The organism is Allobosea sp. FW305-C-101, assembly GCF_058783685.1.
In genome coordinates this window covers 827,702-854,005 of record NZ_JBYSYT010000001.1, presented here as the reverse complement: position 1 = coordinate 854,005, position 26,304 = coordinate 827,702, and the positions used below count along the sequence as shown (strand labels likewise).

General features: G+C 66.5%; 25 protein-coding genes. 15 read left to right on the top strand and 10 right to left on the bottom strand.

What is annotated here, in order from left to right:
• Positions 1-56: 56 nt before the first annotated feature.
• The 8 genes from AC3WMA_RS04050 (at position 57) to AC3WMA_RS04015 (ending at position 8,000) form a co-directional block, all read left to right on the top strand.
• The gene (locus tag AC3WMA_RS04050) at positions 57-1,652 is read left to right on the top strand and encodes an ABC transporter substrate-binding protein (RefSeq protein ID WP_492284108.1); all 1,596 of its coding nucleotides are present in this window, start codon (positions 57-59) and stop codon (positions 1,650-1,652) included.
• Positions 1,653-1,787: 135 nt separating this feature from the next.
• Positions 1,788-2,729, top strand: a complete 942-nt coding sequence (locus tag AC3WMA_RS04045) for an ABC transporter permease (protein ID WP_492284107.1) — start codon at positions 1,788-1,790, stop codon at positions 2,727-2,729.
• Positions 2,730-2,767: 38 nt separating this feature from the next.
• Entirely contained in the window at positions 2,768-3,622 is an 855-nt protein-coding gene (locus tag AC3WMA_RS04040) for an ABC transporter permease (protein ID WP_492284742.1), read from the top strand.
• A 112-nt stretch (positions 3,623-3,734) separates the two neighbouring features.
• Positions 3,735-4,670 (top strand): N-carbamoyl-D-amino-acid hydrolase, encoded by a 936-nt coding sequence (locus AC3WMA_RS04035; protein ID WP_492284106.1) that lies wholly within the window; start codon positions 3,735-3,737, stop codon positions 4,668-4,670.
• A 22-nt stretch (positions 4,671-4,692) separates the two neighbouring features.
• Positions 4,693-5,856 (top strand): amidohydrolase/deacetylase family metallohydrolase, encoded by a 1,164-nt coding sequence (locus AC3WMA_RS04030; protein ID WP_492284105.1) that lies wholly within the window; start codon positions 4,693-4,695, stop codon positions 5,854-5,856.
• 6 nt (positions 5,857-5,862) lie between these two features.
• Positions 5,863-6,372: a GNAT family N-acetyltransferase gene (locus AC3WMA_RS04025; RefSeq protein WP_492284104.1), complete on the top strand. Its 510-nt coding sequence runs from the start codon at positions 5,863-5,865 to the stop codon at positions 6,370-6,372.
• Positions 6,373-6,423: 51 nt separating this feature from the next.
• The gene (locus AC3WMA_RS04020) at positions 6,424-6,882 is read left to right on the top strand and encodes a RidA family protein (protein WP_492284103.1); all 459 of its coding nucleotides are present in this window, start codon (positions 6,424-6,426) and stop codon (positions 6,880-6,882) included.
• Entirely contained in the window at positions 6,879-8,000 is a 1,122-nt protein-coding gene (locus AC3WMA_RS04015) for an alanine racemase (protein WP_492284102.1), read from the top strand. The genes AC3WMA_RS04020 and AC3WMA_RS04015 overlap by 4 nt, the downstream gene beginning before the upstream one ends.
• A 1-nt stretch (position 8,001) precedes the next feature.
• On the opposite strand, the gene AC3WMA_RS04010 is transcribed toward AC3WMA_RS04015, so the two are convergent.
• From AC3WMA_RS04010 to AC3WMA_RS03985, 6 genes are all read right to left on the bottom strand, one after another.
• Positions 8,002-8,592, bottom strand: a complete 591-nt coding sequence (locus AC3WMA_RS04010; protein ID WP_492284101.1) for a hypothetical protein — start codon at positions 8,590-8,592, stop codon at positions 8,002-8,004.
• Between the two features lie 84 nt (positions 8,593-8,676).
• Positions 8,677-9,405 carry a DUF1028 domain-containing protein gene (locus tag AC3WMA_RS04005; protein WP_492284100.1) on the bottom strand — a complete coding sequence of 243 codons (729 nt, stop codon included), beginning with the start codon at positions 9,403-9,405 and terminating at the stop codon, positions 8,677-8,679.
• A gap of 123 nt (positions 9,406-9,528) precedes the next feature.
• Entirely contained in the window at positions 9,529-11,328 is a 1,800-nt protein-coding gene (locus tag AC3WMA_RS04000; RefSeq protein ID WP_492284099.1) for a gamma-glutamyltransferase family protein, read from the bottom strand.
• A gap of 17 nt (positions 11,329-11,345) precedes the next feature.
• Entirely contained in the window at positions 11,346-12,227 is an 882-nt protein-coding gene (locus AC3WMA_RS03995) for an ABC transporter permease (RefSeq protein WP_492284098.1), read from the bottom strand.
• On the bottom strand, positions 12,227-13,171 hold the full coding sequence (locus AC3WMA_RS03990; protein WP_492284097.1) for an ABC transporter permease: 945 nt from the start codon (positions 13,169-13,171) through the stop codon (positions 12,227-12,229). Before AC3WMA_RS03990 ends, AC3WMA_RS03995 begins: the two co-directional genes overlap by 1 nt.
• Before the next feature lie 145 nt (positions 13,172-13,316).
• The gene (locus tag AC3WMA_RS03985) at positions 13,317-14,822 is read right to left on the bottom strand and encodes an ABC transporter substrate-binding protein (RefSeq protein ID WP_492284096.1); all 1,506 of its coding nucleotides are present in this window, start codon (positions 14,820-14,822) and stop codon (positions 13,317-13,319) included.
• 286 nt (positions 14,823-15,108) lie between these two features.
• On the opposite strand from AC3WMA_RS03985, the gene otnK reads away from it, so the two are divergent.
• The 3 genes from otnK to AC3WMA_RS03970 are packed head-to-tail and all read left to right on the top strand — an operon-like array spanning position 15,109 to position 19,332.
• Positions 15,109-16,380, top strand: a complete 1,272-nt coding sequence (gene otnK / locus AC3WMA_RS03980) for a 3-oxo-tetronate kinase (protein WP_492284095.1) — start codon at positions 15,109-15,111, stop codon at positions 16,378-16,380.
• Between the two features lie 58 nt (positions 16,381-16,438).
• Positions 16,439-17,773 (top strand): malonyl-CoA decarboxylase, encoded by a 1,335-nt coding sequence (locus tag AC3WMA_RS03975; RefSeq protein ID WP_492284094.1) that lies wholly within the window; start codon positions 16,439-16,441, stop codon positions 17,771-17,773.
• A 29-nt stretch (positions 17,774-17,802) separates the two neighbouring features.
• Positions 17,803-19,332, top strand: coding sequence for a malonate--CoA ligase (locus AC3WMA_RS03970; protein ID WP_492284093.1), 1,530 nt, complete (start codon positions 17,803-17,805; stop codon positions 19,330-19,332).
• A 128-nt stretch (positions 19,333-19,460) separates the two neighbouring features.
• Here AC3WMA_RS03970 and AC3WMA_RS03965 read toward each other — a convergent pair whose 3' ends face one another.
• Complete coding sequence (locus AC3WMA_RS03965; RefSeq protein WP_492284092.1) at positions 19,461-20,225, bottom strand: MBL fold metallo-hydrolase; 765 nt, start codon at positions 20,223-20,225, stop codon at positions 19,461-19,463.
• A 98-nt stretch (positions 20,226-20,323) separates the two neighbouring features.
• Positions 20,324-20,917 carry an NADPH-dependent FMN reductase gene (locus AC3WMA_RS03960; RefSeq protein ID WP_492284091.1) on the bottom strand — a complete coding sequence of 198 codons (594 nt, stop codon included), beginning with the start codon at positions 20,915-20,917 and terminating at the stop codon, positions 20,324-20,326.
• A 77-nt stretch (positions 20,918-20,994) separates the two neighbouring features.
• Between AC3WMA_RS03960 and soxR the strand changes: the two genes are divergently transcribed.
• Complete coding sequence (gene soxR / locus AC3WMA_RS03955; RefSeq protein ID WP_492284090.1) at positions 20,995-21,450, top strand: redox-sensitive transcriptional activator SoxR; 456 nt, start codon at positions 20,995-20,997, stop codon at positions 21,448-21,450.
• 3 nt (positions 21,451-21,453) lie between these two features.
• Here the strand turns inward: soxR and AC3WMA_RS03950 are convergent, their stop codons facing one another.
• A complete protein-coding gene (locus AC3WMA_RS03950; protein WP_492284089.1) occupies positions 21,454-22,254 on the bottom strand; it encodes a creatininase family protein in 801 nt (266 codons plus the stop codon).
• A gap of 148 nt (positions 22,255-22,402) precedes the next feature.
• Between AC3WMA_RS03950 and AC3WMA_RS03945 the strand changes: the two genes are divergently transcribed.
• Genes AC3WMA_RS03945 through AC3WMA_RS03935 form a run of 3 tightly spaced genes read left to right on the top strand, consistent with a single transcriptional unit; the run spans position 22,403 to position 25,148 of the window.
• A complete protein-coding gene (locus AC3WMA_RS03945) occupies positions 22,403-23,434 on the top strand; it encodes an ABC transporter substrate-binding protein (protein WP_492284088.1) in 1,032 nt (343 codons plus the stop codon).
• A 35-nt stretch (positions 23,435-23,469) separates the two neighbouring features.
• Complete coding sequence (locus AC3WMA_RS03940) at positions 23,470-24,276, top strand: ABC transporter ATP-binding protein (RefSeq protein ID WP_492284087.1); 807 nt, start codon at positions 23,470-23,472, stop codon at positions 24,274-24,276.
• Between the two features lie 59 nt (positions 24,277-24,335).
• Positions 24,336-25,148: an ABC transporter permease gene (locus tag AC3WMA_RS03935; RefSeq protein ID WP_492284741.1), complete on the top strand. Its 813-nt coding sequence runs from the start codon at positions 24,336-24,338 to the stop codon at positions 25,146-25,148.
• Positions 25,149-25,164: 16 nt separating this feature from the next.
• On the opposite strand, the gene AC3WMA_RS03930 is transcribed toward AC3WMA_RS03935, so the two are convergent.
• Complete coding sequence (locus AC3WMA_RS03930; protein ID WP_492284086.1) at positions 25,165-26,010, bottom strand: hypothetical protein; 846 nt, start codon at positions 26,008-26,010, stop codon at positions 25,165-25,167.
• Positions 26,011-26,304 lie beyond the last annotated feature (294 nt).

Sequence of the window (26,304 nt, the reverse complement as noted above, 5' to 3'; positions counted from 1 at the left end):
GCCCAAACTTGCGGCAAGGCAGCCCGTTCAGAGGCGCCGCTTCAGGGGAGAGCATGATGGATCGCAGGACGTTTCTGAAATCCGCGACGGGCGCCGGCATGGCCGCTGCGACCGGTGGGCTGGCGATGCCGGCTCTCGCGCAAAGTCCAGCCAAGACGCTACGCTTCGTGCCGCAGGCCAATCTCGCGAATTTCGACCCGATCTGGGGAACGCAATACGTCGTCCGCAACGCCGCGGCGCTGGTCTGGGACACGCTCTACGGGATCGATTCGAAGTTCCAGCCGCAGCGCCAGATGGTCGAGGCCGAGGAGGTCTCCTCCGACGGCCTGACCTGGACCTTCAAGCTGCGCTCCGGCCTGAAATTCCATGACGGCACGCCGGTGACCTCCAAGGACGTGGTGGCGAGCCTCGTGCGCTGGTCGGCGCGCGATCCGATGGGCCTGATGCTGCGCGCCATTCAGGTCGAGCTCGCTCCCGTCGATGAGTTGACCTGGAAATGGTCGCTGAAGCAGCCCTTCCCGAAGATGCTGCTGGCGCTGGCCAAGAACAACGCGCCCTGTTCCTTCGTGATGCCGGAGCGCATCGCCAAGACAGACCCGTTCACGCAGATCACCGAGTTCGTCGGCTCGGGTCCGATGAAGTTCCTGCGCAGCGACTGGGTGCCAGGCGCCAAGGCGGTGTTCGAGAAATTCGCCGACTACAAGCCCCGCTCCGAGAAGGCGGACTGGCTCGCCGGCGGCAAGAACATCCTCGTCGACCGGATCGAATGGGTGATCATGCCCGATCCGGCGACCGCCGCCGCCGCGCTCCAGAACGGTGAGGTCGACTGGTGGGAAACCCCGCTCGCCGACCTCGTGCCGGTGCTGAAGGGCCACAAGGATATCAACGTCGATATCGGCGATCCGCTGGGCAATGTCGGCGCCTTCCGCATGAACCACCTGTTCCCGCCCTTCAACAACGTGAAGGTGCGCCAGGCCGTGCTGACGGCGCTGAACCAGGAAGACTACATGCGCGCCGTCGTCGGCGACGATGAGAAGCTCTGGAAGCCGCTGCCGGGCTTCTTCACGCCGGGCACGCCGCTCTACACCGAGGAAGGCGGCGACATCCTCAAGAAGCGCAATGTCGCCGAGGCCAAGAAGCTCCTCGCCGAGGCCGGTTACAAGGGCGAGCCGGTGGTCTGCGTCGTCGCGCAGGACATGGCCGCGACCAAGTCGATGGGTGACGTCACCGCCTCGCTGCTCAAGAGCATCGGCATGAACGTCGACTTCGTCGCCACCGACTGGGGCACGGTCGGCTCCCGCCGCGCCCAGAAGACGCCTCCGGGCCAGGGCGGCTGGAGCATGTTCCACACCTGGCATGCCGGCGCCGACTGCATCAATCCGGCCGCCTATACCGCGATCCGCGCCAATGGCGAGAAGGCCTGGTTCGGCTGGCCCGACGTGCCCGCGGTCGAGACCGAGGTCACCAACTGGTTCAACGCCAAGGACCTCGCCGAGGAGAAGGCGGCGATGGGGCGGCTCAACAAGGCGGCGGTCGAGAACGTCGTCTTCGCGCCGACCGGCTTCTATCTCAGCTATCAGGCCTGGCGGAAGAACGTCACCGGCGTGGTCAGCGGGCCGCTGCCGTTCTTCTGGGACGTCAAGAAGGGCTGAAGTCCCTTTCGCGGAGCGGCAAAGCCGCTCCGCCTTTGCGGAGCCCGCTCGGCTCTGCTGCCTCGCTTTGCCGCGACCCGGAAGAATTCCCGGCCGCGGCTCCCGGATTTGCCGTGATCGAGGTCCGACTGCCTTATGCTCGCTTTCGTCGTCAGGCGCATCATTACGACCATCCCCGTGATGGCCTTCGTGGCGCTGTTTGTGTTTTCGCTGCTCTACATCGCGCCGGGCGATCCTGCCGCGATCATCGCCGGTGACCAGGCGTCGCCGGCCGATGTCGAGCGCATCCGCGCCAGCCTGGGCCTGGACCGGCCCTATCTCGTGCGCTTCGCCGAATGGTCCTTCCGCGTCATCCAGGGCGATCTCGGCACCTCGATCTTCACCAACCTGCCGGTGACGCAGCTGATCGGGCAGCGCATCGAGCCGACGCTCTCGCTGATGGTGCTGACGCTGATCTTCGCCGTCGTGGTCGCCGTGCCGATGGGCGTTGTCGCGGCCTGGAAGGCCGGCAGCTGGATCGACAAGGCGGCGATGGGCTTCGCCGTGCTCGGCTTCTCGGTGCCGGTCTTCGTCGTCGGCTACCTGCTCGCCTATTTCTTCGCGCTCAAGCTCGATTGGCTGCCGGTGCAGGGCTACACGCCGTTCTCGCAGGGCTTCTGGCCCTGGCTCAGGAACCTCATCCTGCCGGCCGTCACGCTCGGCCTCGTCTATATCGCGCTGATTGCCCGCATCACCCGCGCCACCATGCTCGAAGTGCTGCAGCAGGACTATGTCCGCACCGCCCAGGCCAAGGGCGTGGCGCAGAAGGACGTGCTGTTCCTGCATTCGCTCAAGAACGCGGCCGTGCCGATCGTCACCATCATCGGCATCGGCATCGCGCTCTTGATCGGCGGCGCCGTCGTCACCGAGAGCGTCTTCGCCATTCCCGGCCTCGGCCGGCTCACCGTCGATGCCATCCTGCGTCGCGACTATCCCGTCATCCAGGGCGTCGTGCTGATGTTCAGCCTGGTCTACGTGCTCGTGAACCTGCTGATCGACCTGACCTATACCCTCGTCGACCCGAGGATCCGCTATTGACCGCGCAATCGACCCTTGCGGCACCAGCCGCTGAACCGGTGAAGGCTGAACTGAGCCGTGCCGCCCGCTTCCGCCGCTACCTGCGCCGCCATCCTTCGGTGGCGATCGGCGGCGGGCTCCTCGTCTTGATGGCGCTGATCGGCATCTTCGCGCCATTGCTCTGGACCACCGACCCGACCGCGATCTCGCCGGCCCGCCGCACCCGCGTGCCGTCCGAGCTCTACTGGTTCGGCACCGACATGCTCGGCCGTGACGTCTATTCGCGCGTGGTCTACGGCGCCCGCGTTTCGCTGCTCGTCGGCTTCAGCGTCGCGGTCCTGTCCTCGATCATCGGGCTCACCATTGGCCTCTTCGCCGGTTTCGTGCGCTGGGCCGACGGCATTATCATGCGCGTCATCGACGGCATGATGTCGATCCCGCCGATCCTGCTCGCCATCGCCCTGATGGCACTGACCCGCGGCTCGATCCAGAACGTCATCATCGCCATCACCATCGCGGAGATCCCGCGCGTGGCCCGCCTCGTGCGCGGCGTCGTGCTGTCCTTGCGCGAGCAGCCCTATGTCGAGGCGGCGGTCGCCAACGGCGCGCGCGTGCCGCGCATCATCCTCAGGCATATCCTGCCCAACACCTTCGCGCCGATGAGCGTGCAGGCGACCTATATCTGCGCCAGCGCCATGATCGTCGAGGCGATCCTGTCCTTCATCGGCGCGGGCGTGCCGCCGGCGACGCCGTCCTGGGGCAACATCATGGCCGAGGGCAGGGCGCTCTGGCAGGTCCGGCCGCATATCATCCTGTTCCCGGCGGTGTTCCTCTCGATCACCGTGCTCGCGGTTAACCTGCTCGGCGACGGGCTGCGCGACTCGCTCGATCCAAGGCTCGCCAAGACCCTCTGAGGGCCTGCCCCGCAGCTGGGACAACCCACGCCCCGCATTGCCGGCGCTTGACGCGCCGGCTCAGTGCTTGAAAGCCTTGCCAGCAGGGTGATCCTGACCCGGAGCCTATGACGTGACCCGCATCCTGACCGTCGCCGCCGCCCAGCTCGGCCCTATCCAGCGTGATGAGAGCCGGGCCTCGGCCGTCGCCCGCATGGTCGAATTGATGCGGCAGGCCAAGAGCCATGGTGCCGATCTCGTCGTCTATCCGGAAGCGGCGCTCACCGCCTTCTTCCCGCATTGGTGGATCGACGACGAAGCCGAGATCGACAGCTGGTTCGAGAGTGCCATGCCCTCGAACGAGACCGCCCCGCTCTTCGAGGAGAGCAAGCGCCTCGGCGTCGGCTTCCACCTCGGCTATTGCGAGCTTGCCTTCGAGCAGGGCCGCAAGCGCCGCTTCAACACCGCGATCCTCGTCGACAAGGCGGGCACGATCGTCGGCAAGTACCGTAAGATCCATCTGCCGGGCCATCCCGAGCATCGCCCCGCCGCGCCCTTCCAGAACCTGGAGAAGCGCTATTTCGAGACCGGCGAACTGGGCTGGCCGGTCTGGCGGACGATGGATGCCAATATCGGCATGATGATCTGCAACGACCGCCGCTGGCCGGAGAGCTATCGCTCGATGGGCCTGCAGGATGTCGAGCTGATCGTGCTCGGCTACAACACGCCCAAGCATAACCCGCCGGCCCCGGACCATGACCGGCTCGGCAATTTCCACAACCAGCTCGTGATGCAGGCCGGTGCCTACCAGAACGCCACCTGGGTCGTCGGTGTCGCCAAGGCGGGGCTCGAGGCCGGTGTCGACCAGATCGGCGGCTCCTGCATCATCGCGCCCACCGGCGAGGTGGTCGCGCAGGCCGTGACGGAGGGCGACGAACTCGTCGTCGCCCGTTGCGACATGGACCTCGGAAAGAGCTATAAGGCCTCCACCTTCAACTTCGCCAGGCATCGCGAGCCCCAGGCCTACGGCCTGCTCGTCGAGCGCAAGGGCGCCGTCTCCCCGGTTTGATCAGCCTCCAAAGGACAAAAAAGTGACCCACGATCTCATCCTGAAGGGTGGCCGCGTCATCGACCCCTCCCAGAAGCATGACGGCATCCTCGATGTCGCCTTCACGGACGGCAAGGTCTCCGGCTTCGGCAAGGACCTGAAGGGCGCCAAGGAGATCCGCGACGTTTCCGGCTATATCGTCTCGCCCGGCCTGATCGATCTGCACACCCATGTCTACTGGGGTGGCACCTCGCTCGGCATCGATGCCGACGAGTTCTGCCGCGTCTCCGGCGTCACCACCTCGGTCGATACCGGTTCGGCCGGCCCCGGCAACTGGCCGGGCTTCCGCAAGCACGTCATCGAGCAGAGCCAGGCGCGCATCCTCGCCTATCTCCACGTCTCGCATGCCGGCATCTACGGCTTCGACCATCGCGTCATGGTCGGCGAGAGCGGCGACCTGCGCCTGATGAACCCGATCGACTGCGCCGAGGTTGCCGACAAGAACCGCGATTACATCGTTGGCATCAAGGTTCGCGTCGGCCTGCATGCCTCGGGCGAGCAGGGCACTGCGCCGCTGAACATCGCGCTGCAGGTCGCCAACGAGGTCGGCATGCCGCTGATGTGCCATATCGACCATCCGCCGCCGTCCTATGAGGAAGTCATCGGCATGCTCAGGCCGGGCGACGTGCTGACCCACGCCTTCCGCCCCTTCCCGAACGCCCCGGCCACTGCGCAGGGCACGGTGAAGCCGGAGGTGCTGGCCGCCCGCAAGCGCGGCGTCATCTTCGATATCGGCCACGGCAAGGGCTCGTTCTCCTTCAAGACCACGCGCGCCATGCTGGCCAACGGCTTCGAGCCGGACGTGATCTCGTCGGACGTGCACAAGCTCTGCATCGATGGCCCGGCCTATGACCAGGTCACCACCATGTCGAAGTTCCTCTGCATGGGCATGACCCTGAACAACGTCATCGCCGCCTCTACCGTGAACGCCGCCATGGCGCTGAAGCGCCCGGAATACGGCTCGCTCAAGGTCGGCTCGCTCGGCGACGCGACGATCCTGACCGTCAAGGAAGGCAAGTTCGCCTACGAGGACGTCGTCGGCGAGATCCTGACCGGCGACCGCAAGATCGTGTCCGAAGGCGTCGTGCTCAAGGGCAAGTGGTGGCACCCGAAGCGGACCAGCAAGTTCCCGAAGGTCGCGGCGTAAGCTTTCATGTCACGCGAAACGGGCTGGCGCCGCATGGCGCCGGCCGACCTGACGGCCGTGATGGAAATCGCGGCCGTCGTGCACCCGGACTACCCCGAGGACGAGGCGGTCTTCGCCGAGCGTCTGCGTCTGGCGCCCGAGGGTTGCCATGTGCTGGCGGCGGGAGACGGGGCGCTTCAGGGCTATCTCGTCAGCCATCCCTGGCCGGCAGGCACCGTCCCCACCCTGAACTCCCTGCTCGGCGATATCCCGCAGGGTGTCGCGAACTGGTATCTGCACGACCTCGCCCTGCTGCCTTCCGGGCGGGGCAGCGGCGCGGCGGGTGCGATCGTCGCCGATATCGCCCGTCAGGCCGCCGAAAGCGGCTATACGAGCCTGGCGCTGGTCGCAGTCAACGATTCGACCGGCTTCTGGCGGCTGCAGGGTTTTCGCGAGATGCATGACCCCGCGCTTGATCGCAAGCTTGCAAGCTATGACGATGCGGCCCGCTACATGCGCCGCGAGCTGAACGACTGACAGAATAGGCCGGCACCAGAGATGCCGGCGGGATTTGAGGAGAGGAACGCCATGAGCGCCGAAGACAAGCTGAAGGAACTGGGGCTGATCCTGCCGGACGTGCCGACGCCGGTCGCGACCTATGTCAGCTTCAAGCAGGTCGGCGACATGGTCTATCTCTCGGGCCAGGGCCCGAAGCGAGCCGACGGCACCTATCCGACCGGCAAGGTCGGCGCCGATGTCACGATCGAGCAGGCCTATGAGCACGCCAAGCAGACCGGCCTCGGCCTGCTTGCCGCGATGAAGAAAGCGGTCGGCTCGCTCGACAAGGTCGAGGTCGTCAAGCTGCTCGGCATGGTCAACGCCGCCCCCGATTTCTCCGATCATCCCAAGGTCATCAACGGCTGCTCGGACCTGTTCGTCGCCGTGCTCGGCGACCGTGGCCGCCACGCCCGCTCGGCCGTCGGCATGGGTTCGCTTCCCAACCGCATGACCGTCGAGATCGAAGTCATCATCAAGGTGCATCCATGAGTGTGACCGCGACCACCTCCAAATCCGTCGACCAGCCGGCCGCGACCCCGCTCGCCGCCGAGATCGCACGCGTTTACGGCACGCCCGCCGTGGTGATCGACCTCGACAAGGTCGATGCCAATATCGCGCGCCTCCAGGCCGCCTGCGATGCGGCAGGCGTCGCCAACCGCCCGCATATCAAGACGCATAAATCGCCGGTTCTGGCACGGCTCCAGGTCGAGGCGGGCGCGCGCGGCATCACCTGCCAGAAGCTCGGCGAGGCCGAGGTCATGGCGGATGGCGGCATCGACGACATCATGATCAGCTACAACATCCTCGGCGAGGAGAAGCTCGGCCGCCTCGGCGCCCTCCAGCGCCGCGTCCGGATGATCGTCGCCGCCGACAACCCGGTCACCATCTCCGGCCTGCCGCTTGCGGGCGAGATCGCCGGTCGTGACCTGGAAGTGGTCATCGAATGCGATACCGGCCGCAAGCGCGCCGGCGTCGAGACACCCGGTGAGGCGGTCGAACTCGCCAAGATGGTCGCGGCATCGCCGGGGCTGCGCTTCGCCGGCTTCCTGATGTACCCGCCGGAGGATGGCTGGGAGCGCACGCAGGTCTTCCTCGACACCGCCAATGCCGGCCTGCGCGATGCCGGCCTCAAGGCCGACATCATCTCGACCGGCGGCTCGCCCAACATCCCCAACATGGGCAAGCTCAAGGGCGCGACCGAGCACCGCTCGGGCACCTCGATCTTCAACGATCGCATGCAGATCGCGGCCGGGGTCGCGACGCTCGAGGATTGTGCACTGACCGTCTATGCGACGGTGGTGAGCCGGGCCGGCCCCGAGCGCGGCATCCTCGATTCAGGCTCGAAGACGCTGACCAGCGACAAGGGCAATCTCGACGGCCACGGCTATATCCTCGAATATCCGGCAGCGCGGATCGCGCAATTCGCCGAGGAGCATGGCTTCCTCGACCTCTCCGCCTCGAACAAGCGCCCGCTCGTCGGCGAGGTCGTGCGCGTCGTGCCGAACCATGTTTGCGTCGTCGTCAACATGGTCGATCGCCTGATCACCGTGCGCGGCGACAAGCTGATCGGGGAACTGCCGGTCGCGGCGCGCGGCCGCCTCACCTGAGCTAGTTCTGTAGAATCTTCGATCCCTTGATCGTGACATTGCCGGACGCCTTGGCTTCGAGGCGTCCGGAGGCGCTGAGCGTGATATCGCGCCCTTGCAGCTGGACGCTGCCGTCCTTCTTCATGTTCAGCCTGGCATCGCCGCTTTTCAGTGAAGCGGCATCGGCACTTTCGATCGCAAGCGTCTTGCCGACACTGACGGCCATGCCCGCCCCGACGCTCATCGCCATCTCCTTGCCGGCTGTGATGGCGAAGTTTTGCCCGCTGTCGATATCGCAGCCCACCGCCGCGCTGACGTTGAAGCTGCGCGTTTCGAACGAGGCTTCATGGCCGCTGCTGACGCGCAGCCGGTTGCCGATCACCATGGTGGCATTGGCGCCCGCGGTCACGGCGAGATTGCCGCCGGAGGTCAGCGTCATTGCGCTGCCGGCCGTCAGCGCGATGCCCATCCCGCAAGTGATCGTCAGCGAGCCCGGCGCGTTGATCACGACATTGCCGCCGCGATCCGCTGAGATCGCCTGAAGCAGGGCTGCGACCTGCGCTTCCAGCGTGGCGATGCGCTTCTGGAGGGCTTCGGTGCTTGGGTCGGCCATCGCATTCCCCTTCTCGTCGGCATGATGGGGTGACGAAGCGTCAGCCTATCATGCGCCTGAGGTGGCGAGAATGCATTTGGCCGGTCAGCTCTCCGGGTGCCGGGCGTTCCAGGCGGTTGCGTATTCCGTGCAGAGCCGGTCGAGCTCGGCGCGGTCGGTGACGCCGGCCGGGCGCCCGCGCGAGGGCGAGGCCTGCTGGAACGGCACCGAGCGCTGATGCGCGACGCGCCAGAGCCGGCGCAGCTCCGCCAGCGGGTCGGTGTGGTCGTCGACGCGGATGTCGAGGCTGGGCACCGGCTCGCCGGCCCAGACGCGGATCGCAGCGGATTGCTTGCCGCGCTTGTCGCCGCCGGCCTTCTCGCCGGCCTCCAGAGCGACCAGCAGGCGCTCGTCGAAATCCAGCGCCGAGGCGGCGATGTAGGCCTTCAGGGTCTGCTGCACGACCTCGGGCCCGGCGAGCATGTTGCCGGCGACCGAGACCTGCGGCCCATCGACGGCGCCACACCAGTCGATGCAGGCCGCGCCCGTATGCGAGGCGGTCTTGCCGTCGCGGTCGATGACATGGAGCTGGCGATGGGCGCGGCCCTCGTCGGCTGCCGTCAGCGTCGCGATGATCTCAACCGCCGAGCGGCCCTCCTGCAGTAGCCTGAGGCCGTCGATCCCGTAGAGCGGATTGACGAAGGCCTGCGTCGCGATCGCGCCGATCCGCCCGCCGCCATAGGGCACGCGGGCGCCGACGGCGAAGGCGCAGGTCGAGACGGCGACGCCATAGGCGCCGGTCGCGGCGTCGCGGGCGACGATGGACCAGGTCATGCGGTCAGTTCCCAAGATGACGATGACTTCGGATCGGGGCGATCCGAAGTCATCGTCATCAATTCTAAATGTTCAGAGCGGGGCTCATGCGAAAAACCGGTTCCCACTTTTTCGCACCCCGCTCTATCGGCCGGCGGCATAGGCCTGCATCAGACGCGGCGTCGCGGCGGCGCGCAAGAGGCCGTCATCGCCGCGTTCTGCCGCAGTCAGGCGCCCGACCGTCCAGGCCGGGGCCTTCTCGACGGCATGCCCGCGGCGCTCCAGCTCGGCGAGTGCGGCGGCGCCGATGCTCTCCTCGATCATCATGTGGCCCGGCCGCGACGAGCGCGGATAGAACGAGGACGGGAAGTGCTGCGTGTGGAACAGCGGCAGGTCGATCGCCTCCTGCAGGTTGAGGCCGTGATGGACGCGGCGCAGGAACAGGCCGAGCTGCCACTGCTCCTGCTGGTCGCCGCCCGGCGTGCCGAAGGCGAGGCGGGGCTTGCCGTGCTCGAAGGCGATCGAGGGCGTCAGCGTCGTGCGCGGGCGCTTGCCGGGCGCGAGCGAGGAGGGCAGGCCTTCTTCCAGCCAGAACATCTGGGCGCGGGAATTCAGCGGGAAGCCGAGTTCCGGGATGACCGGCGAGGATTGCAGCCAGCCGCCCGAGGGCGTCGCCGCGATCATGTTGCCCCATTTGTCGATGACGTCGATATGGACGGTGTCGCCCTTGCGGCCGGCCGCGACCATCGAGGCCATGGTCGGCTCGCCGACGCTAGCGCCGCCCTGGGTCGGCTGGGCGATGGCGCCGAGCGCCCTCATCGCATGCGCGACCTGCGCCTCGTAGCCGGAGACGACGCCCGGCCGCAGCTCCAGCGAGGCGCGCTCGCCGATCAGCCCGCGCCGTCCGGCCGCATAATCCTCGGAGAGCAGGGTCGCCAGCGGCACCTTCACGAAATCCGGGTCGCCGTAATAGGCCTCGCGATCGGCGAAGGCGAGCTTCATCGCCTCGACGACATGGTGGACGAATTCGGGACTGGCCGGGCCCATCCCGGCGAGATCGACGCCTTCGAGGATCTTCAGCGTCTGCAGGAAGGCCGGACCCTGGCCCCACGGGCCGATCTTGAAGACCTCCCAGTCGTGATAGGTCACGGAGGTCGGCGTCTCATAGGTCGGCTTGTAATTCGCCATGTCCTGCGCGGTCAGCAGGCCCTTGTTGCGGCGGCCGGAGGAATCCATCACCTCCTGCGTGCGGCAGAAGCGGTCCATCGCCTCGGCGACGAAGCCCTTGTACCAGGCGTCATAGGCGCCCTGGATCTGCTCCTGCCGGTCGCTGCCCTTGGCTTCAGCCTCGGCGAGGATGCGCTTGTAGGTCTCGGCCGCGGCCTTGTTGGCGAAGAGCTTGCGCGCCTCCGGCACGTTGCCGCCGGGAAGGTAGACCGCGCCCGATGTCGCCCATTCATTGCTGAAGAGGTCGGTCAGCTCCCGGATCGAATCCGAGACGCGCGGCAGCATCGGGTGGCCGTTCTCGAAATAGCCGATCGCGGGTTCGAGAACGTCGCGCAGCTTGAGCCGGCCACGGTCGCGCAGCAGCGTCATCCAGCCGCCGAAGGCGCCGGGGATGACGGTCGCGAGCAGGCCGGAACCGGGGATCAGGTCGAGGCCGAGCGCCTTATAGGCCGCGATGGTCGCGGCCTGCGGGGCGGGTCCCTGCGCGCAGAGTGTCTCGACCTTCCCGGTCTCGGCTGAATAGAACACGGCTGGCATGTCGCCAGCCGGGCCGACGAGATGCGGCTCCACCACCTGCAGCACGAAGGCGGCGGCGGCGCAGGCGTCGAAGGCGTTGCCGCCCTTTTCCAGCATCGCCATGCCCGAGGCGGTGGCGAGCCAGTGGGTCGACGTCACGACACCGAAGGTGCCGAGGATTTCGGGGCGGGTCGTGAACATGGGCGTATCCCTGAAGCCTAGTTTTCTTTCGGGTCGAGCGCGTCGCGCAGGCCGTCGCCGAGCAGGTTGAAGCCGAGCACGGCGAGGAAGATGCAGACACCCGGCGCCACCGACATCCACGGCGCCTGCTCCATGAAGTTCTTGGCGACGTTGAGCATCTGTCCCCAGGAAGGCGCCGGCGGCTGCTGGCCGAGGCCGAGGAAGGAGAGGGCGGCTTCCAGGATGATCGCCTGCGCCATGAACAATGTCGACTGCACCACGATGGGGGACAGGGTGTTGGGCAGGACATGGCGGAACATCAGCCTGAGATCGCGCGCGCCGACTGCCCGCGCGCCCTCGACGAAATCCTCCGCCTTGACGTTCATCACCTGTCCGCGGATCAGCCGGATGAAGATCGGCACGGCTGACAAGCCGATCGCGATCATCGCATTGGTCAGCGACGGGCCGAGCACGGCGGCAAAGGCGATGGCGAGGATCAGGAAGGGGCAGGCAAGCAAGGCCTCGGTGACGCGCGAGATCACGATGTCGATCCAGCCGCCATACCAGCCGGCCAGCAGGCCGAAGGGCAGGCCGATCGCGACCGCGATCAGAACCGAGACGATGCCGGCAAGCAGCGAGGCCTGCGCCCCGAAGAACAGCCGCGTGACCTGGTCGCGGCCGAGTTCGTCCGTGCCGAACCAGTAGAGCTCCGACGGCGGCTTGCGGATGGCGAGGAAGTTCGACTTGAACGGATCGGCCAATGGCAACACCGGCGCGAGTACCGCCATCAGCACGAAGATCAGGACGAGCCCGCCGCCGAGCAGCGCGGACTTGTTGCGGATCAGGCGCGCCAGAACGCCGGGCCGGCCTTTGGAGCCGGCCGATGCGCCGGCGGAGGCGATGGAATCGAGCGATGCCATCAGCCGGTCCTCAGGCGCGGGTTGACGAGGATGTAGAGGATGTCGGCGATCAGGTTCATCAGGATGAAGCCGATGGCGGTGCACAGCACCACACCCTGCACCACGCCGTAGTCGCGGTTGAACACGGCATCGACGATCAGCTTGCCGAAGCCGGGAATGGTGAAGACCTGCTCGGTCAGCACTGCGCCCGCCAGCAATTCGCCGAAGAGCAGCGTGGTCAGCGTGATGATCGGCACCAGCGCGTTGCGGAGCGCATGGCGGTGCACGACCGTATCCTCGTCGAGCCCCTTGGCGCGGGCGGTGCGGACATAGTCCGAGCGCAGCACCTCCAGCATCGCCGAGCGGGTATGGCGCATCAGGAAGGCGGCAAGGCCGTTGCCAAGGACAAAGGCCGGCATGATCAGGCGCTTGATCGCCTCCCAGGGGTGCTCGAAGATCGATTCATAGCCCGATGACGGCAGCCATTTCAGGTGAACCGAGACCAGCAGGATCAGCATGATCCCGAACCAGAAATTCGGGATCGACAGTCCCGACAGGGCGGCCGCGCTGGCGGAATAATCGACGATCGTGCCCTTGTGCCGCGCCGCCAGGATGCCGATCGGAATGCCGATCGCGACCGCGACGAGGATCGAGGCGGTGGCGAGCTGGATCGTCACCGGCAGCTTCTGCAGGATGAGCCCGAGCACCGGCTCGCCGGTGCGCAGCGAGCGGCCGAAATCGCCCTGTACGACCTGCCCGAGCCAGGCGAAGAACTGGACGAAGATCGGATCGTCCATCCGGTAGATCTCGCGCAGCCGCGCGATCACCTCGGGGTCGCGTTCCTCGCCTGCGATGACGAGGAAGGGATCGCCCGGCAGCGCGCGCTGCAGGGCGAAGACGAAGAGCGATACCAGGAAGAGCGTCGGTATCGCGATCAGGAAGCGGCGGAGGATCAGGGTGAACATGGTGCGCTCGAACCTGCTCCGTCATCCCGGATGCAGCGAAGCGGAACTCCGGGATCCATCGTAGAGAACTGCGCTCTACGATGGATCCCGGGTCGACCTTCGGCCGCCCGGGATGACGGCGCGGTTGTGAAGCTGAAAGCTCCCCTCACGAGCGCTTCATTCCCGCCAGCCGGATGATTCCGTCGGGATTGATCGCGAAGCCCTGCAGATTGGAGCGCATCGCGAAGAACACCGTCTGGTTATAGAGATAGACGATCGGCAGCTCGTCCTGCAGGATCTTCTGCGCGGCGTCGTAGCGCTTCTTGCGCTCGGCCGGCTCGTAGATCGTGCGGGCCTCGTCGAGCAGCTTGTCGACCTCCGCATTGGCGTATTTGCCGTCGTTCTGGTTGCCCTTCGAATGGGCGAAGGGGTGGATGTTGCCGTCCGGATCGATGCGGCCGGACCAGCCGACGCGGCTCATCTGGAACTTGCCCTGCTGCTGGTCGCGCAACTGGCTGGCGAACTCCGTCGAGCGGATCTGGATGTCGATGCCGGCTTCCTGCGCCATCGCCTGGATCACCTGCCCGAGCTGGGCGTCGACCGGGTTGTTGGTGACGAAGAGCTCGACCGAGACCTTGGACTGCCCGGCTTCCTTGAGCAGCGCCTTCGCTTTGGCGAGGTCGCGGGCCGGCACCGGCAGATCGGCGCTGACGAAGAAGTTGCCGGGGTTGAAGGGCTGGTTCGACGGCGCATAGAGCCCTTCGAACACGACCTGGCTCAACACCTTGCGGTCGATCGATAGCGAGAGCGCCTGGCGCACGCGCTTGTCCTTGCCCATCGGCTGGTTGGCGGCTTCGCCATGGTTGGTGTTGATGGTGATGCCCTGGTAGCCGAGATTGGCGATGCTCTCGATCTTGAGCGATTTGTCCGATTGGGCCGATTTCACGTCGGTCGGCGCCAATCGCTCCAGCATGTCGAGCTCGCCGGAGCGCAGGTTGGCGAGGCGGACCGTCGTATCGGGGATCGAGCGATAGAGCACGCGGTCGAAATTGTACTTGTCGGCCTCCCAGTGCTCTTTGAACTTTTCCAGCACGATCCGGTCGTTCTGCACGCGCTCGACGAACTTGTAAGGGCCGGAGCAGACCGGTTTCGCCCCGACGTCGCCCGTCAGGATCTTGGGCGAGAGCATCATGCCGGCGCGGTCGGTGAGCTGCGAGAGCAGCGTCGCGTCCGGGCGCTTCAGCTTAATCACCAGCGTGTTGGCATCAGGCGCTTCGATGGTGTCGACCGAGGCGAGCTCGGCCTTGCGCAGCGAGTCGGGCAGGGTGCGGGCCCGCTCCAGATTGGCCTTGGCGGCCTCGGCGTTGAAGGCTTCGCCATCGTGGAACTTGGCATCGCTGCGCAGCTTCATCGTCAGCGTCAGGCCGTCAGCGGAGAAGTTCCATTCCGTCGCCAGCCGCGGCACCAGCTTCAATTCCGGCGTGATATCGACCAGCCGGTCGCACAGGCCCATGAAGACGATGCGGCCGACGAAGGTGCGCGCCTTGTGCGGGTCGAGCATGTCGGGATCTTCCTGCAGGCCGATCCGCAGGGTGGACGGCGCCTGTGCCAGCGCCGGCACTATCGCGAGCGCAAGTGCGGCGGCCGAGATCGCAACCTTCAACAGCTTCATGATTTCCCCTCGTTCCGGACGGTTTTCGGCGAACGTTCCCGGCGCGTCATGCGCGGATCGTCCTGCTCAATTCGTTCCTTGTGGCACTAATCTGACTCAGATCGCGCCCGCCGTCGATGATGCGCCGCATCAATTCGCAGGCAAGTTTGCCTGTCCCTTAGGCAGATATGACTTGGCCCGGAAACCGGGGTTCCATGTCCGGGGAGGACATGCACGATGCGGCCATGGCGGTCGCCTCGACGGGCGGCAGGCACTAGAACGACGCTCGATAGAAGCGTGAGGGAGAATGAGCATGCTGCTGGGCGTGATCGCCGACGACATGACGGGCGCGACCGATGTCGCGCTGATGCTGAACCGGGCGGGCATGCGTACCGTCCAGGTCATCGGCGTGCCGCCGGCCGGCTCCGCCCTGCCTGAAGCCGATGCCGTCGTCGTCGCGCTGAAATCACGGACCAATCCGGTGGCCGAGGCGGTCGCGGATTCGCTTGCAGCCTGCGAGGCGCTGCTCAAGCGCGGCGCGCGCCAGATCCTGTTCAAATACTGCTCGACCTTCGACTCGACCGCCGAGGGCAATATTGGGCCGGTGGCGAATGCGCTGGCCGAGCGCCTTGGCGCGAAGCTCGCCATCGTCTGCCCGGCCTTTCCGGCCAATGGTCGCTCGATCTACCAAGGCTATCTCTTTGTCGGCGCCGTGCCGCTGCATGAAAGCTCGATGAAGGACCACCCGCTGACGCCGATGCGGGATTCCAGCCTGATGCGATTGATGTCGGCTCAGGCGAAGACCGAAACCGGCCTCGTCGATTATGCGACGGTCCTCGCCGGCCCGGCCGCCGTGAAGGCGCGCCTCGCGAAGTTGCAGGCCGATGGCATCCGCTATGCCGTCACCGACGCGCTGACCAATGAGGACCTGATGACGCTCGGCCATGCCGTGTCCGAGCATGTCCTGCTGACCGGCGGCTCCGGCATTGCCATGGGCCTGCCCCAGAATTTCCGACGCGCCGGCCTGCTGCCGGAGCGTCCCGGCCCGCAGGACTTGCAGGCGCCGGCCGGTCGCGCCGGCATCATCTCGGGCAGCTGCTCGACCGCGACGCGTGGCCAGATCAAGGCGGCGCTGGAAGCAGGTTACCCCGCGCTCAAGGTCGATCCCTTCGCGCTGGCCGATGGCAGGCAGGACGCCGCCGGCCTCGCCGCCTGGGCGCTGGCGCAGCCCGCCGACAAGCCGTTCCTCCTCTATTCCAGCGATGACCCGGCCGAGGTCGCGGCGGTGCAGGACAAGCTCGGCCGCGAGAGGGCGGGCAGCATCGTCGAGCACGCTTTTGCCGAGGTCGCGCGGCGGCTTTCCGAGGGCGGCGTGACGCGGCTTCTGGTCGCGGGCGGCGAGACATCGGGCGCGACCGTGCTGGGCTTGGGCATCCGCACGCTGGAAATCGGCCCGGAAATCGACCCCGGCGTGCCCTGGACACGCGTCGTGGACGGGCCAGAAATGGTCGTCGCGCTGAAATCCGGCAATTTCGGCACGCCGGATTTCTTCCTGAAGGCCTGGAGCCTGCTGCGCTGATGCCCGATTTGCCTGCGCTGAATCTCGTATAGGATCAGCCTGCGAACTGGGAGCCGGCATGGACATGGCATTTCTGGGCGAACTTCTGACCAACGTAGCGGATCGTGGCCGCGCGCTGATCGGCTTCGAGCGTTTTCTCGGCAGCCGCTCGCGCCCGATCGACAAGCTCTGCGAGGATCTGCTCTCCGGCCGCGGCGAGGCCTCGGGCATGGCGCTGGCGCAGGCCGTGCTGGAAGCCTGGCAGGGCCTCGACAAGCCCGGCCGGCTCGCCTTCTTCAATATGCTGCAGGAGCGCTTCGGCCCCGATCACGACCGGCTCGACCAGGCGATCGAGGCCTATCGTGCTAAGCCGGATGCCGCGACCGTCTCCGCGCTCCATCTCGCGGCCGAGCCGCGCCGGCAGGAATTGCTGCGTCGTCTCAACCTTGCGCCCGAGGGCACGCATGTTCTGGTGCGGATGCGCGAGGCGCTGTTCGAGGCGATGGCGGCGGAGCCCGGGCTGAAGGGCATCGACGACGATTTCCGCCATCTCTTCGGCTCCTGGTTCAACCGCGGCTTCCTCGTTCTGCGCCGGATCGACTGGCGCACGCCGGCCAATGTGCTGGAGAAGATCATCCGCTACGAGGCGGTGCACGAGATCCAAGGCTGGGACGATCTGAGGCGCCGGCTGGAGCCGGCGGACCGGCGCTGCTTCGCCTTCTTCCATCCGCAGCTCGTCGATGACCCCCTGATCTTCGTCGAGGTCGCGCTGACCGGCGACATTCCGCGCAGCATCGGCGAGGTGCTGGAGCCGGAGCGCACGATCCTGCCGGCGCAGCAGGCGACGACGGCGGTGTTCTATTCGATCTCGAACTGCCAGGAGGGCCTGCGCGGCATCTCCTTCGGCAATTTCCTGATCAAGCAGGTGGCCGAGGACCTGAAGCGCGAATTGCCGGGGCTCGATACCTTCGTCACGCTCTCGCCGGTGCCGGGCTTCGCCCGCTGGCTGGCCGGCATCGCCGACGAGCCCGGTGATCTCACCCTCACCAATGAGGAGCGCGCTGAACTCGCCCGCCCGGCCGGCGAGACGATCTCGCTCGACGACGCGACGAAGGCGCGCCGCGACAAGCTGCTCGGCCAGATGACGGCGCAATACATGCTGCGGGCACGCACGGCGTCGGGCCGCGTCATCGATCCGGTCGCACGCTTCCACCTCGGCAACGGCGCGCGGCTGGAGCGGATCAATGTCGGCGGCAATCTCTCGGCACGGGGCCTGCGCGAGTCGCATGGCGTGATGGTCAATTACCGTTACGACCTCGACGATATCGAGACCAATCACGAGGCCTTCGCCACCCGCAACACGGTGGTCGCCTCCTCCAGCGTGCGCAAGCTGCTGCGCCCTGCTACGAGCTGATACGGAAACGCCTGAAAGGACCCGAAATCATGGGCAATCACCTCTTCGACCTGATCCGCTCGCGCATGCCGGCGCCGGATGCGCCCTTCGCGCTGCTCGATGACGGCCGGCGTTTCTCCTATGGCGACATGGTCGCGGTGTCCGCCCGCTTCGCCGCTGCGCTCACCGGGCTCGGCGTCAAGCCGGGCGATCGCGTCGCGGTTCAGGTCGAGAAGAGCTTCGAGGCGCTGATGCTCTATCTCGGCACGGTCCGGGCCGGCGCGATCTTCCTGCCGCTCAACACCGCCTATACCCCGGCCGAGATCGAGTATTTCCTGGGAGACGCCGAACCTGCCGTCTTCGTCTGCGATCCCGCCAAGGCTGAAGCGCTGCGCCCCTATGCCGAGAAGGCCGGCGCGAAGCTTGAGACGCTCGGCATCGGCGCCGGCAGCCTGCTCGACAAGGCCAATGCCGCCTCGGGCGATTTCGCCGACGTCGCGCGCGGGCCGGACGATCTCGCTGCGATCCTCTACACCTCCGGCACGACCGGCCGCTCCAAGGGCGCGATGCTGAGCCACGACAATCTGTCGTCGAATGCGCTGGCGCTGGTCGACTACTGGCGTTTCGGCAAGGGCGACGTGCTGCTGCACGCCCTGCCGATCTTCCATACGCACGGCCTCTTCGTCGCGACGAACGTGATCCTGCTGTCCGGCGCCTCGATGATCCTGCTGCCCAAGTTCGATCCGGAGCAGGTCTTCAAGCATCTGCCCCAGGCGACGAGCATGATGGGCGTGCCGACCTTCTATGTCCGCCTGCTTCAGGATGCCCGCCTGACCAAGGAGGCGACGAAGCATATGCGCCTCTTCGTCTCCGGCTCGGCCCCGCTGCTGGCCGAGACGCATCGAGAATGGCGCGACCGCACCGGTCACGCCATTCTCGAGCGCTACGGCATGACCGAGACCAACATGAACACCTCGAACCCCTATGAGGGCGATCGGGTCGCCGGCACGGTCGGCTTCCCGCTGCCGGGCGTCTCGGCCCGCGTCACCGATCCCGAGACCGGCAAGGAGATCGCCCGAGACGAGATCGGCATGATCGAGGTGAAGGGCCCCAACGTCTTCAAGGGCTATTGGCGCAATCCCGAGAAGACGGCCGCCGAGTTCCGGCCGGACGGCTTCTTCATCACCGGCGATCTCGGCAAGATCGATCTCGCCGGCTACGTCCATATCGTCGGGCGCGGCAAGGACCTGATCATCACCGGCGGCTACAACGTCTATCCGAAGGAAGTCGAGACCGAGATCGACGAGATGCCGGGCGTGATCGAGAGCGCCGTCATCGGTTGTCCGCATCCCGATTTCGGCGAGGGCGTAACCGCCGTCGTGGTCTGCAAGCCCGGCGCCGAGATCACCGCGAAGGGCATCGCCGCGGCGCTGGAGCAGCGGCTCGCCAAGTTCAAGCAGCCCAAGCAGGTCTTCGTCGTCGCCGACTTGCCGCGCAACACCATGGGCAAGGTCCAGAAGAACCTGCTGCGCGAGCAGTACAAGGATATCTACGCCAAGCAGCTCAAGGCGGGGGAGTAAACCTTCTTCACTGCGTCATTCTCGGGCGAGGCGGAGCCTCGACCCGAGAAATTCATGCAGGAAGAGGCGCCTTCTCTTTCCAGAGATGCTGGGGTCAAGCCCGAGCATGACGGCTAAGCTCAGACGGTTCACACCAGCGCCGGCACGCCGAGTTCGATCGTCTCGCCGTCAGTGGGGATGCGCAGGCGCCGCGTGTCGACGCCGCGCTCCTTCGCCGCCTTGCGCAGCGCCGAACGGCTGACCGTGGCGTGGTCCAGCGCTTCCATATGCGTCGCGATCACCGTCGCCAGCGGAAAGGCCTCGGCGAGATCGAGCGTCTGCTCGTCATCCATCACGATCAGCGTGTTGTCCCACATCGCCCCGCAGGAATGCGTCACGATGACGTCCGGTCCCGTCGCCGTCGCGGCGTCGCGCAGCGGCGGGTAGAACACGCTGTCGCCGCACCAGTAGAGTGTCGGCTCACCCGGTGCCTCGAAGCTCAGGCCCATCACCCGCCCCATCGTCTCGACGACGGCGCCGGTGCCGTGCTGGGCCGGGTGCCGCTTCAGGATGATCTGGCCCAATCGGATGAAGCAGTCGATCGCGGTGATCGAGGAGAAGCCCGCCTGCGCGATCGCCGCCTCATCGCCGGGCTGGCAGATGATGGCTAAGTCCTTCGGCAGGCGCTCCTTGGCCACCTCGTCGAAATGATCGGCATGGAGATGCGAGACGATCACGGTGTCGACGCCGGCGATGATGTCCTCGACCGGCTCGGGCAGTTCGACCATCGGGTTCTCCGAGCGCCCGGTGAAGGAGCGACGGCTATGGCGCGGGCCGAAATCCGGGTCGATCAGGAAGGTCCTGCCGCCATAGGAGAGCTTCAGCGTCGCGTTGCGGAGAAGTTTGAGCTTCATATCCGTCGGCTCCTCGTCAGGGAGGGGCATTGTTCCGCATCCCGCCACGAAGAGACCAGTTCGGATTTGTGAAGCTCTTTCCACGTTCGCGTGACGTATCACGCCGCCGCGAACTGGCCGTAGGGCACGCTCTCGCGCGCCTTGCGCAATGCGCTCGCCCACCAATGGAGCTGCGCGAGCATCGTCGCCATCGCTTGTTCCGCGCGGTCGGCATCGAGCAATCCGCCTTCCGCATCGAAGCGGCTCCAGACATCGGCGAAGGCGACGCCGTCGCGGATCGGTGCGGCATGCAGCTCCCCGAAGACGAGGCGCAATTGCTCGACAGCGCGCAGGCCGCCCGAGATGCCGCCATAGGAGACGAAGCCGACCGGCTTGCCGCGCCATTCCGGCCCGACCGCGTCGATCAGGAATTTCAGGATTGCCGGATAGCCGCGATTATATTCCGGCGTCACCACGACGAAGCCGTCGGCCCAGCCGATGATGCTCCTGAGCTCTTCGAGGGCAGGATGCTTGCCGCTGACATGGCGGGGCGGCAGGTCGATCTCGCCGGGGTCGACGACCGCGAGATCGAACGGGCCGTCGCCCGCGATCTGCGAGATCGCCCAGCCGGCGACCTTGTCGCAGAAGCGGCCTTCGCGGCTGCTGCCATAGATCAGGGCGAGCCTGATCCGCGTATCGACCTTCTGGTGCATGGAAACGCTCCGGTTTGCATCACGGGAGCAGGGCTTATAGAACCTCAAGTAAGGTTAAGGTCAAGAGGCGTATTCCGATGTCCCAGCAGGTGCGTTTGCCGGGCGAGCTCAGCGTCGGTGATGTCGCACGCCGCAGCGGGCTTGCCGTCTCGGCCCTGCATTTCTACGAGGCGGAAGGGCTGATCCGCAGCCATCGCACGGCGGGCAACCAGCGCCGCTATGCCCGCGAGGTGTTGCGCCGGGTCGCGATCATCAAGGTGGCGCAGCGTGCCGGTATTCCGCTGAAGACCATTCGCGAGGCCTTCAAGGCCCTGCCGCAGGAGCGCACGCCGACCGTCGCCGATTGGGCGCGGCTGTCATCCGCCTGGAAGCAGGAGCTGGAACGCCGCATCGACCGGCTGACCCGGCTGCGCGACGATCTCAACGGCTGTATCGGCTGCGGCTGCCTTTCGGTGCGGGATTGCCCGCTGCACAATCCGCTCGACCGCCTGGCCGAGGAGGGGCCGGGGCCGCGTCTCCTCGATCCGGAGTGAGGCTCAATCCGCCTTGTAGAGCGTATCGAGCGGCATCCGCGCGACATCGACCATCAATTGGACGAAGCCTTTCGCCTGAAGCGCAGCCGTCGTCTTGCCCTTCGCAGCCGTCGCGAGGCCGGCGTCGCCGGCGGCACCGGCGCGGTTCACGTCCTGCGCCATCCAGGCGAAGGCATGCAGGCCGGTCGGGCGCAGATGGGTGTAGCCTTCCTCGGCCATCGTCACGGTATGCGGCTTGAACAGCGCGGCCCGGCTCATGTCGACGAGGTCCGGCCGGAAATGCAGCATCAGCGAGGTCTCGACATCGCCGCCATGGATGCCGTGGCGGATGTCGAGTTCGCCATAGAGCCCCTCGGGCAGGCCGAAGGACATCCAGGCCGTGCAGACGGCGAGCATGCCGTGATCGACGCGCAGCTCCCGCGCCACGATCTTCATCGGGTCGACATTGCCGCCATGCGAGGTGATCAGCACGAGCTTGCGCAGGCCCGCCCGCTTCACGCTCTCGCCGATCTCGATCCAGGAGCGGACGGCGCTGTCCCAGCCGATCGTGACGGTGCCCGGCGAGTGCAGGTGCTCGTTCGACTTGCAGACGGCCTGCGTCGGTAGCACGAGCACGTCGAGATCATCAGGCACGAGCGGCATGGCCTCGGCCAGCATCCCGTTCATCACGGTGGTATCGACCGAGACCGGCAGATGAGGGCCGTGCTGCTCGATCGCAGCCAGGGGCAGCACCGCGACGGTGCGGTCAGGCGAAAGCGTGGCGAAGTCGGAGCTCTTCAGGTCGCCCCAGAAACGTGCGGTCATGATCAGGCCTGTTAGGAGCCGGTGCGATCGCCTTGTTTCTGTGCAGAAACCCGGCGGCACGGCGTTGCATTGTCCCGTCGTCCTATCGCATGGGATAAGGAGACGGGCCAGTGGCCGGGTCGGCCGCGGCGTGAGGGGAGATTGCGAGATGACGACGATGAAATATCGCGTGAACCGGCGCGCCGCGCTGGGGCTGATCGGCGGCTCCACCGCCTCCCTGCTGATCCCGATGCCGGGCGCGCGCGTCAATGCGCAGACGCTCGACAAGGTCAGCTACCAGACCAACTGGCGCGCCCAGACCGAGCATGGCGGCTTCTATCTGGCCGCGGCCAACGGCATCTACAAGAAATACGGGCTCGACGTGGAGATCCGCCCGGGCGGCCCGCAGCAGAACCCGACCCAGCTCCTGCTCGGCGGCCGCGTCGACATGATCATGGGCAACTCGCTGGAGGCGCTCAGCTTCGCGCATGAGAACCTGCCCTTCCTCTGCATCGCCTCGATCTTCCAGAAGGACCCGCAGGTCCTGATCTCGCATCCCGGCCAGGGCAACGACACGCTCGCCGACCTCAAGGGCAAGCCGATCCTGATCGCGGCGCAAGCCCGCGTCGGCTTCTGGCCCTTCCTGAAGCTCAAGTTCGGCTTCCAGGACGAGCAGATCCGTCCCTACACCTTCAACATGGCGCCGTTCCTGGCCGACAAGAAGCTGACGCAGCAGGGCTTCCTCTCCTCCGAGCCCTTCGTCATCCGCAAGGCGGGCGTCGACCCGGTCGTGCATCTCCTCGCGGATGCCGGCTTCGAGAACTACAACACCACGATCACGATCTCCCGGAAGATGGTCCAGGAGAAGAAGGAGCTGGTACAGCGCTTCACCGATGCGACGCTCGAAGGCTGGGCCGAGTACATGAAGGGCGGCGCCGGCAACGAGGCCGCCAATGCCCGGATCCTGAAGGACAATCCCGACATGGATCAGGAGAAGATCGACTACGCGCTCAAGGTGATGAACGAGCGCGGCATCGTCGTCTCCGGCGACGCCAAGACGCTCGGCATCGGCGCCATGACCAACGCGCGCTGGGCAAGCTTCTACAAGACGATGAGCGAGGCCGGCGTCGTTCCGGCCGGCGTCGACGTGAAGAAGGCCTACAGCCTCGACTTCGTCAACAAGGGCATCGGCAAAGGCTGAGCCGGACGAACATTGCTGAAAAGATGACTGTGACGATGGACGAGACGAAGCCGCAATCTGCCGCGAGCACGCCGCTGGTGGCGGTCCGGCACGTCTCGAAGCGTTTCGCCAACGGCACGCTCGCCGTGCGCGATGTCGATCTGGAGCTGGGGGCAGGGCAGTTCATCAGCCTTCTCGGCCCGTCAGGCTGCGGGAAGTCGACGCTGCTGCGCATGATCGCAGGGCTCGGCGCGCCGAGCTCGGGCACGATCACCTGGCCGGGCGAGACCGGCGAAGCACAGGGCAGCGCCGGCCATGGCGCACGCGATCTCGGCTTCGTCTTCCAGGATCCGACGCTGATGCCCTGGGCCAATGCGCTCGCCAACGTCATGCTGCCGCTCAAGCTCAAGGGCGTGGCCAGAGCCGAGGCCGAGGCGCGCGCGGCCGAGATGCTGGCGCTGGTCGGGCTCAAGGGTTTCGAGAAATCCTATCCGCGCGAGCTCTCGGGCGGCATGAAGATGCGCGTCTCGATCGCCCGCGCGCTGGTGATGCGGCCGAAGATCCTGCTGATGGACGAGCCCTTCGCGGCGCTCGACGAGATCACCCGCCACCGCCTCAATGACGATCTGTTGTCCCTGTGGGAGCGCGAGCGCTTCACCGCGGTCTTCGTCACTCATTCGGTCTTCGAGTCGGTCTATCTCTCGCAGCGCATCGTGGTGATGGCGGCACGGCCCGGCCGGGTCATGGCCGATCTCCAGGTCGATGCCGCCTATCCGCGCGACGAGCTGTTCCGGACCTCCGGCGAATACGCCCATCTCTGCCGCGTCGCCTCCACCAAGCTCAAGGAGGCGATCGGCCAATGAGCGCGCCCGTCGAAACACTGAGCCCGGACGGCACCGACGCGCAGGCATTGCCCGTCGCGATGGCCGAAACCCGTATCCTCGGCCTGCCCGCCAGCGTCTGGCCGCGCATCCTCGCGCCGCTGGTCATCGGCATCGCCATGCTGGCGCTCTGGGAATTCGCCGTCCGCTGGAACGAGATCCCGCATTATGTGCTGCCCGGGCCGATCCTCGTCGGCCAGACGCTGGTCGCGGATTGGGGCACGCTCTCGGGCTCGCTCTGGGTCACATTGAAGATCACCTTCATGGCGCTCGCTGCCGCGGTCGTCGTCGGCGTGACGCTCGCCGTGCTGTTCAGCCAGTCGAAATGGCTGGAGATGGCGCTTCTGCCCTATGCGGTCATCCTGCAGGTCACGCCGATCGTCGCGATTGCGCCGCTGATCATCATCTGGGCCAACGACATCGACCTGTCGCTGCTGATCTGCGCCTGGATCGTCGCCTTCTTCCCGATCCTGTCGAACACGATCCTCGGGCTGAACTCGGCCGACCACAACCTCGTCAACCTGTTCGAGCTCTACGGCGCCTCGCGTTGGCAGACGATGCGCTATCTCAAGCTGCCGGCGGCGCTGCCCTATTTCCTCGCCGGGCTGAAGATTTCAGGCGGTCTCGCGCTGATCGGCGCGGTCGTCGCCGAGTTCGTCGCCGGCACCGGCGGCAGCGCTTCGGGCCTCGCCTATCGCATTCTGGAAGCGGGCTATCAGCTCAAGATTCCGCGCGTCTTCGCGGCGCTGGTGATGATCTCGCTCTCCGGTATCGCGATCTTCCTGGCGACGAGCCTGATCTCGTACCTGCTGCTGCACCGCTGGCACGAAAGCGCGATCCGCCGCGAGAACTGAGCGGCTGGCCGAGCAGTTAGACGAAATAGGCGAGCTTGCGCTCGGCCGGCAGCGCGTCGATCTCGCGCATGGCGGTCTCGGACGGGCTCGTCGCCAAACGCAGGGCCTCCGGCATCGCGTCGTCGGAATCGCTGAAGACGATATCGTCGTCGAGCAGCGGTGCGGTGGCCAGGCGCGCTTCATCCGCAGGCCGGTCGATGCGCTCCATCGGGACGGGCTGGTGACCCTCCGTCGCGATCTCGAGATCGTCGTACTGGCGCGGCATTGAGGAGGGCGGTGGCACGGTCATCGCTGCCATCGACTCGAAGCTCACGCTCGACTCGCGCGAAACCTCGCCGAAGGCCCTTAGACTCGAATCCAGCATCGCGATGGTGTCGGCGATCTTGTCGATGCGCTGCACCACGCTGTCGACGACGCCGATCGCGGTCGAGATTTCGGCCGCGCGCCGGTCGAGCGCGTCGCAGGCTTCCTGATCTGCGCCGGTCTCGCGCAGGCCCCAGGCCGCTTCCTGGATACTCTCGGTCGCGGCGAGCACCGTGCCGGCCGCCTTCTCGATCTGGGCGGCGAGCCCCGACGAGCGGGCCTCGGCCTTGCCGCTGATGCGTTCGAGATCGGTGCGCAGATCGCTGATCAGCGCGGCTGCCTCGATCAGATTGGTTTCCCGGCTCGTCTCCTGCACGCCGAGGCCGACGACCCGCTCGATCCGCTGGATGGCGCCGAGCAACTGCAGCGTGTCCGCCTGCCGGTTGCGCTTGGCATATTCGACCATGAACCAGCGTCCGCGCGCGGTTTCCATCACCGCGGCTTCGATCGCCTCGTAATCGGCCTGGCTCAGCGGTGTCAGCGAGCGCGCATCGCCCATGACGAATCTGCCTTCGAAGGACCGGCCGAATCAGCAGGGCGGTCGTGACGTTATCTGTCGAGCCTGCCTTGCGATTTCTTAAGGAATTGCTGCTTTCGCCCCGAATTGGAACAGGTCGCCCGAGAAGGCGTGGTTCCCGGGCCTTTCGCGGCATTGGCGGCGCCGCGGAAAGCAATGGATGGCCCGCAGCTTGCCAAGCCGGCGCGGCACGGCAATACAGGGCGGGGGGTGGAGGCTGAGGCGACCGGCAAAGCGCGGTCGCGCACGGCTGCAGGGCCGCTTCGGCCAGGGGAA

What these genes read in the sequence shown, in the direction of transcription:
- AC3WMA_RS04050 (WP_492284108.1), top strand. Translation starts at nt 57, where the DNA reads ATGGATCGCAGGACGTTTCTGAAATCCGCGACGGGCGCCGGCATGGCC.
- AC3WMA_RS04045 (WP_492284107.1), top strand. Translation starts at nt 1,788, where the DNA reads ATGCTCGCTTTCGTCGTCAGGCGCATCATTACGACCATCCCCGTGATG.
- AC3WMA_RS04025 (WP_492284104.1), top strand. Translation starts at nt 5,863, where the DNA reads ATGTCACGCGAAACGGGCTGGCGCCGCATGGCGCCGGCCGACCTGACG.
- AC3WMA_RS04020 (WP_492284103.1), top strand. Translation starts at nt 6,424, where the DNA reads ATGAGCGCCGAAGACAAGCTGAAGGAACTGGGGCTGATCCTGCCGGAC.
- AC3WMA_RS04015 (WP_492284102.1), top strand. Translation starts at nt 6,879, where the DNA reads ATGAGTGTGACCGCGACCACCTCCAAATCCGTCGACCAGCCGGCCGCG.
- AC3WMA_RS04010 (WP_492284101.1), bottom strand. Translation starts at nt 8,592, where the DNA reads ATGGCCGACCCAAGCACCGAAGCCCTCCAGAAGCGCATCGCCACGCTG.
- AC3WMA_RS04005 (WP_492284100.1), bottom strand. Translation starts at nt 9,405, where the DNA reads ATGACCTGGTCCATCGTCGCCCGCGACGCCGCGACCGGCGCCTATGGC.
- AC3WMA_RS04000 (WP_492284099.1), bottom strand. Translation starts at nt 11,328, where the DNA reads ATGTTCACGACCCGCCCCGAAATCCTCGGCACCTTCGGTGTCGTGACG.
- AC3WMA_RS03995 (WP_492284098.1), bottom strand. Translation starts at nt 12,227, where the DNA reads ATGGCATCGCTCGATTCCATCGCCTCCGCCGGCGCATCGGCCGGCTCC.
- AC3WMA_RS03990 (WP_492284097.1), bottom strand. Translation starts at nt 13,171, where the DNA reads ATGTTCACCCTGATCCTCCGCCGCTTCCTGATCGCGATACCGACGCTC.
- AC3WMA_RS03985 (WP_492284096.1), bottom strand. Translation starts at nt 14,822, where the DNA reads ATGAAGCTGTTGAAGGTTGCGATCTCGGCCGCCGCACTTGCGCTCGCG.
- otnK (WP_492284095.1), top strand. Translation starts at nt 15,109, where the DNA reads ATGAGCATGCTGCTGGGCGTGATCGCCGACGACATGACGGGCGCGACC.
- AC3WMA_RS03975 (WP_492284094.1), top strand. Translation starts at nt 16,439, where the DNA reads ATGGACATGGCATTTCTGGGCGAACTTCTGACCAACGTAGCGGATCGT.
- AC3WMA_RS03970 (WP_492284093.1), top strand. Translation starts at nt 17,803, where the DNA reads ATGGGCAATCACCTCTTCGACCTGATCCGCTCGCGCATGCCGGCGCCG.
- AC3WMA_RS03965 (WP_492284092.1), bottom strand. Translation starts at nt 20,225, where the DNA reads ATGAAGCTCAAACTTCTCCGCAACGCGACGCTGAAGCTCTCCTATGGC.
- AC3WMA_RS03960 (WP_492284091.1), bottom strand. Translation starts at nt 20,917, where the DNA reads ATGCACCAGAAGGTCGATACGCGGATCAGGCTCGCCCTGATCTATGGC.
- soxR (WP_492284090.1), top strand. Translation starts at nt 20,995, where the DNA reads ATGTCCCAGCAGGTGCGTTTGCCGGGCGAGCTCAGCGTCGGTGATGTC.
- AC3WMA_RS03950 (WP_492284089.1), bottom strand. Translation starts at nt 22,254, where the DNA reads ATGACCGCACGTTTCTGGGGCGACCTGAAGAGCTCCGACTTCGCCACG.
- AC3WMA_RS03945 (WP_492284088.1), top strand. Translation starts at nt 22,403, where the DNA reads ATGACGACGATGAAATATCGCGTGAACCGGCGCGCCGCGCTGGGGCTG.
- AC3WMA_RS03940 (WP_492284087.1), top strand. Translation starts at nt 23,470, where the DNA reads ATGGACGAGACGAAGCCGCAATCTGCCGCGAGCACGCCGCTGGTGGCG.
- AC3WMA_RS03935 (WP_492284741.1), top strand. Translation starts at nt 24,336, where the DNA reads ATGGCCGAAACCCGTATCCTCGGCCTGCCCGCCAGCGTCTGGCCGCGC.
- AC3WMA_RS03930 (WP_492284086.1), bottom strand. Translation starts at nt 26,010, where the DNA reads ATGGGCGATGCGCGCTCGCTGACACCGCTGAGCCAGGCCGATTACGAG.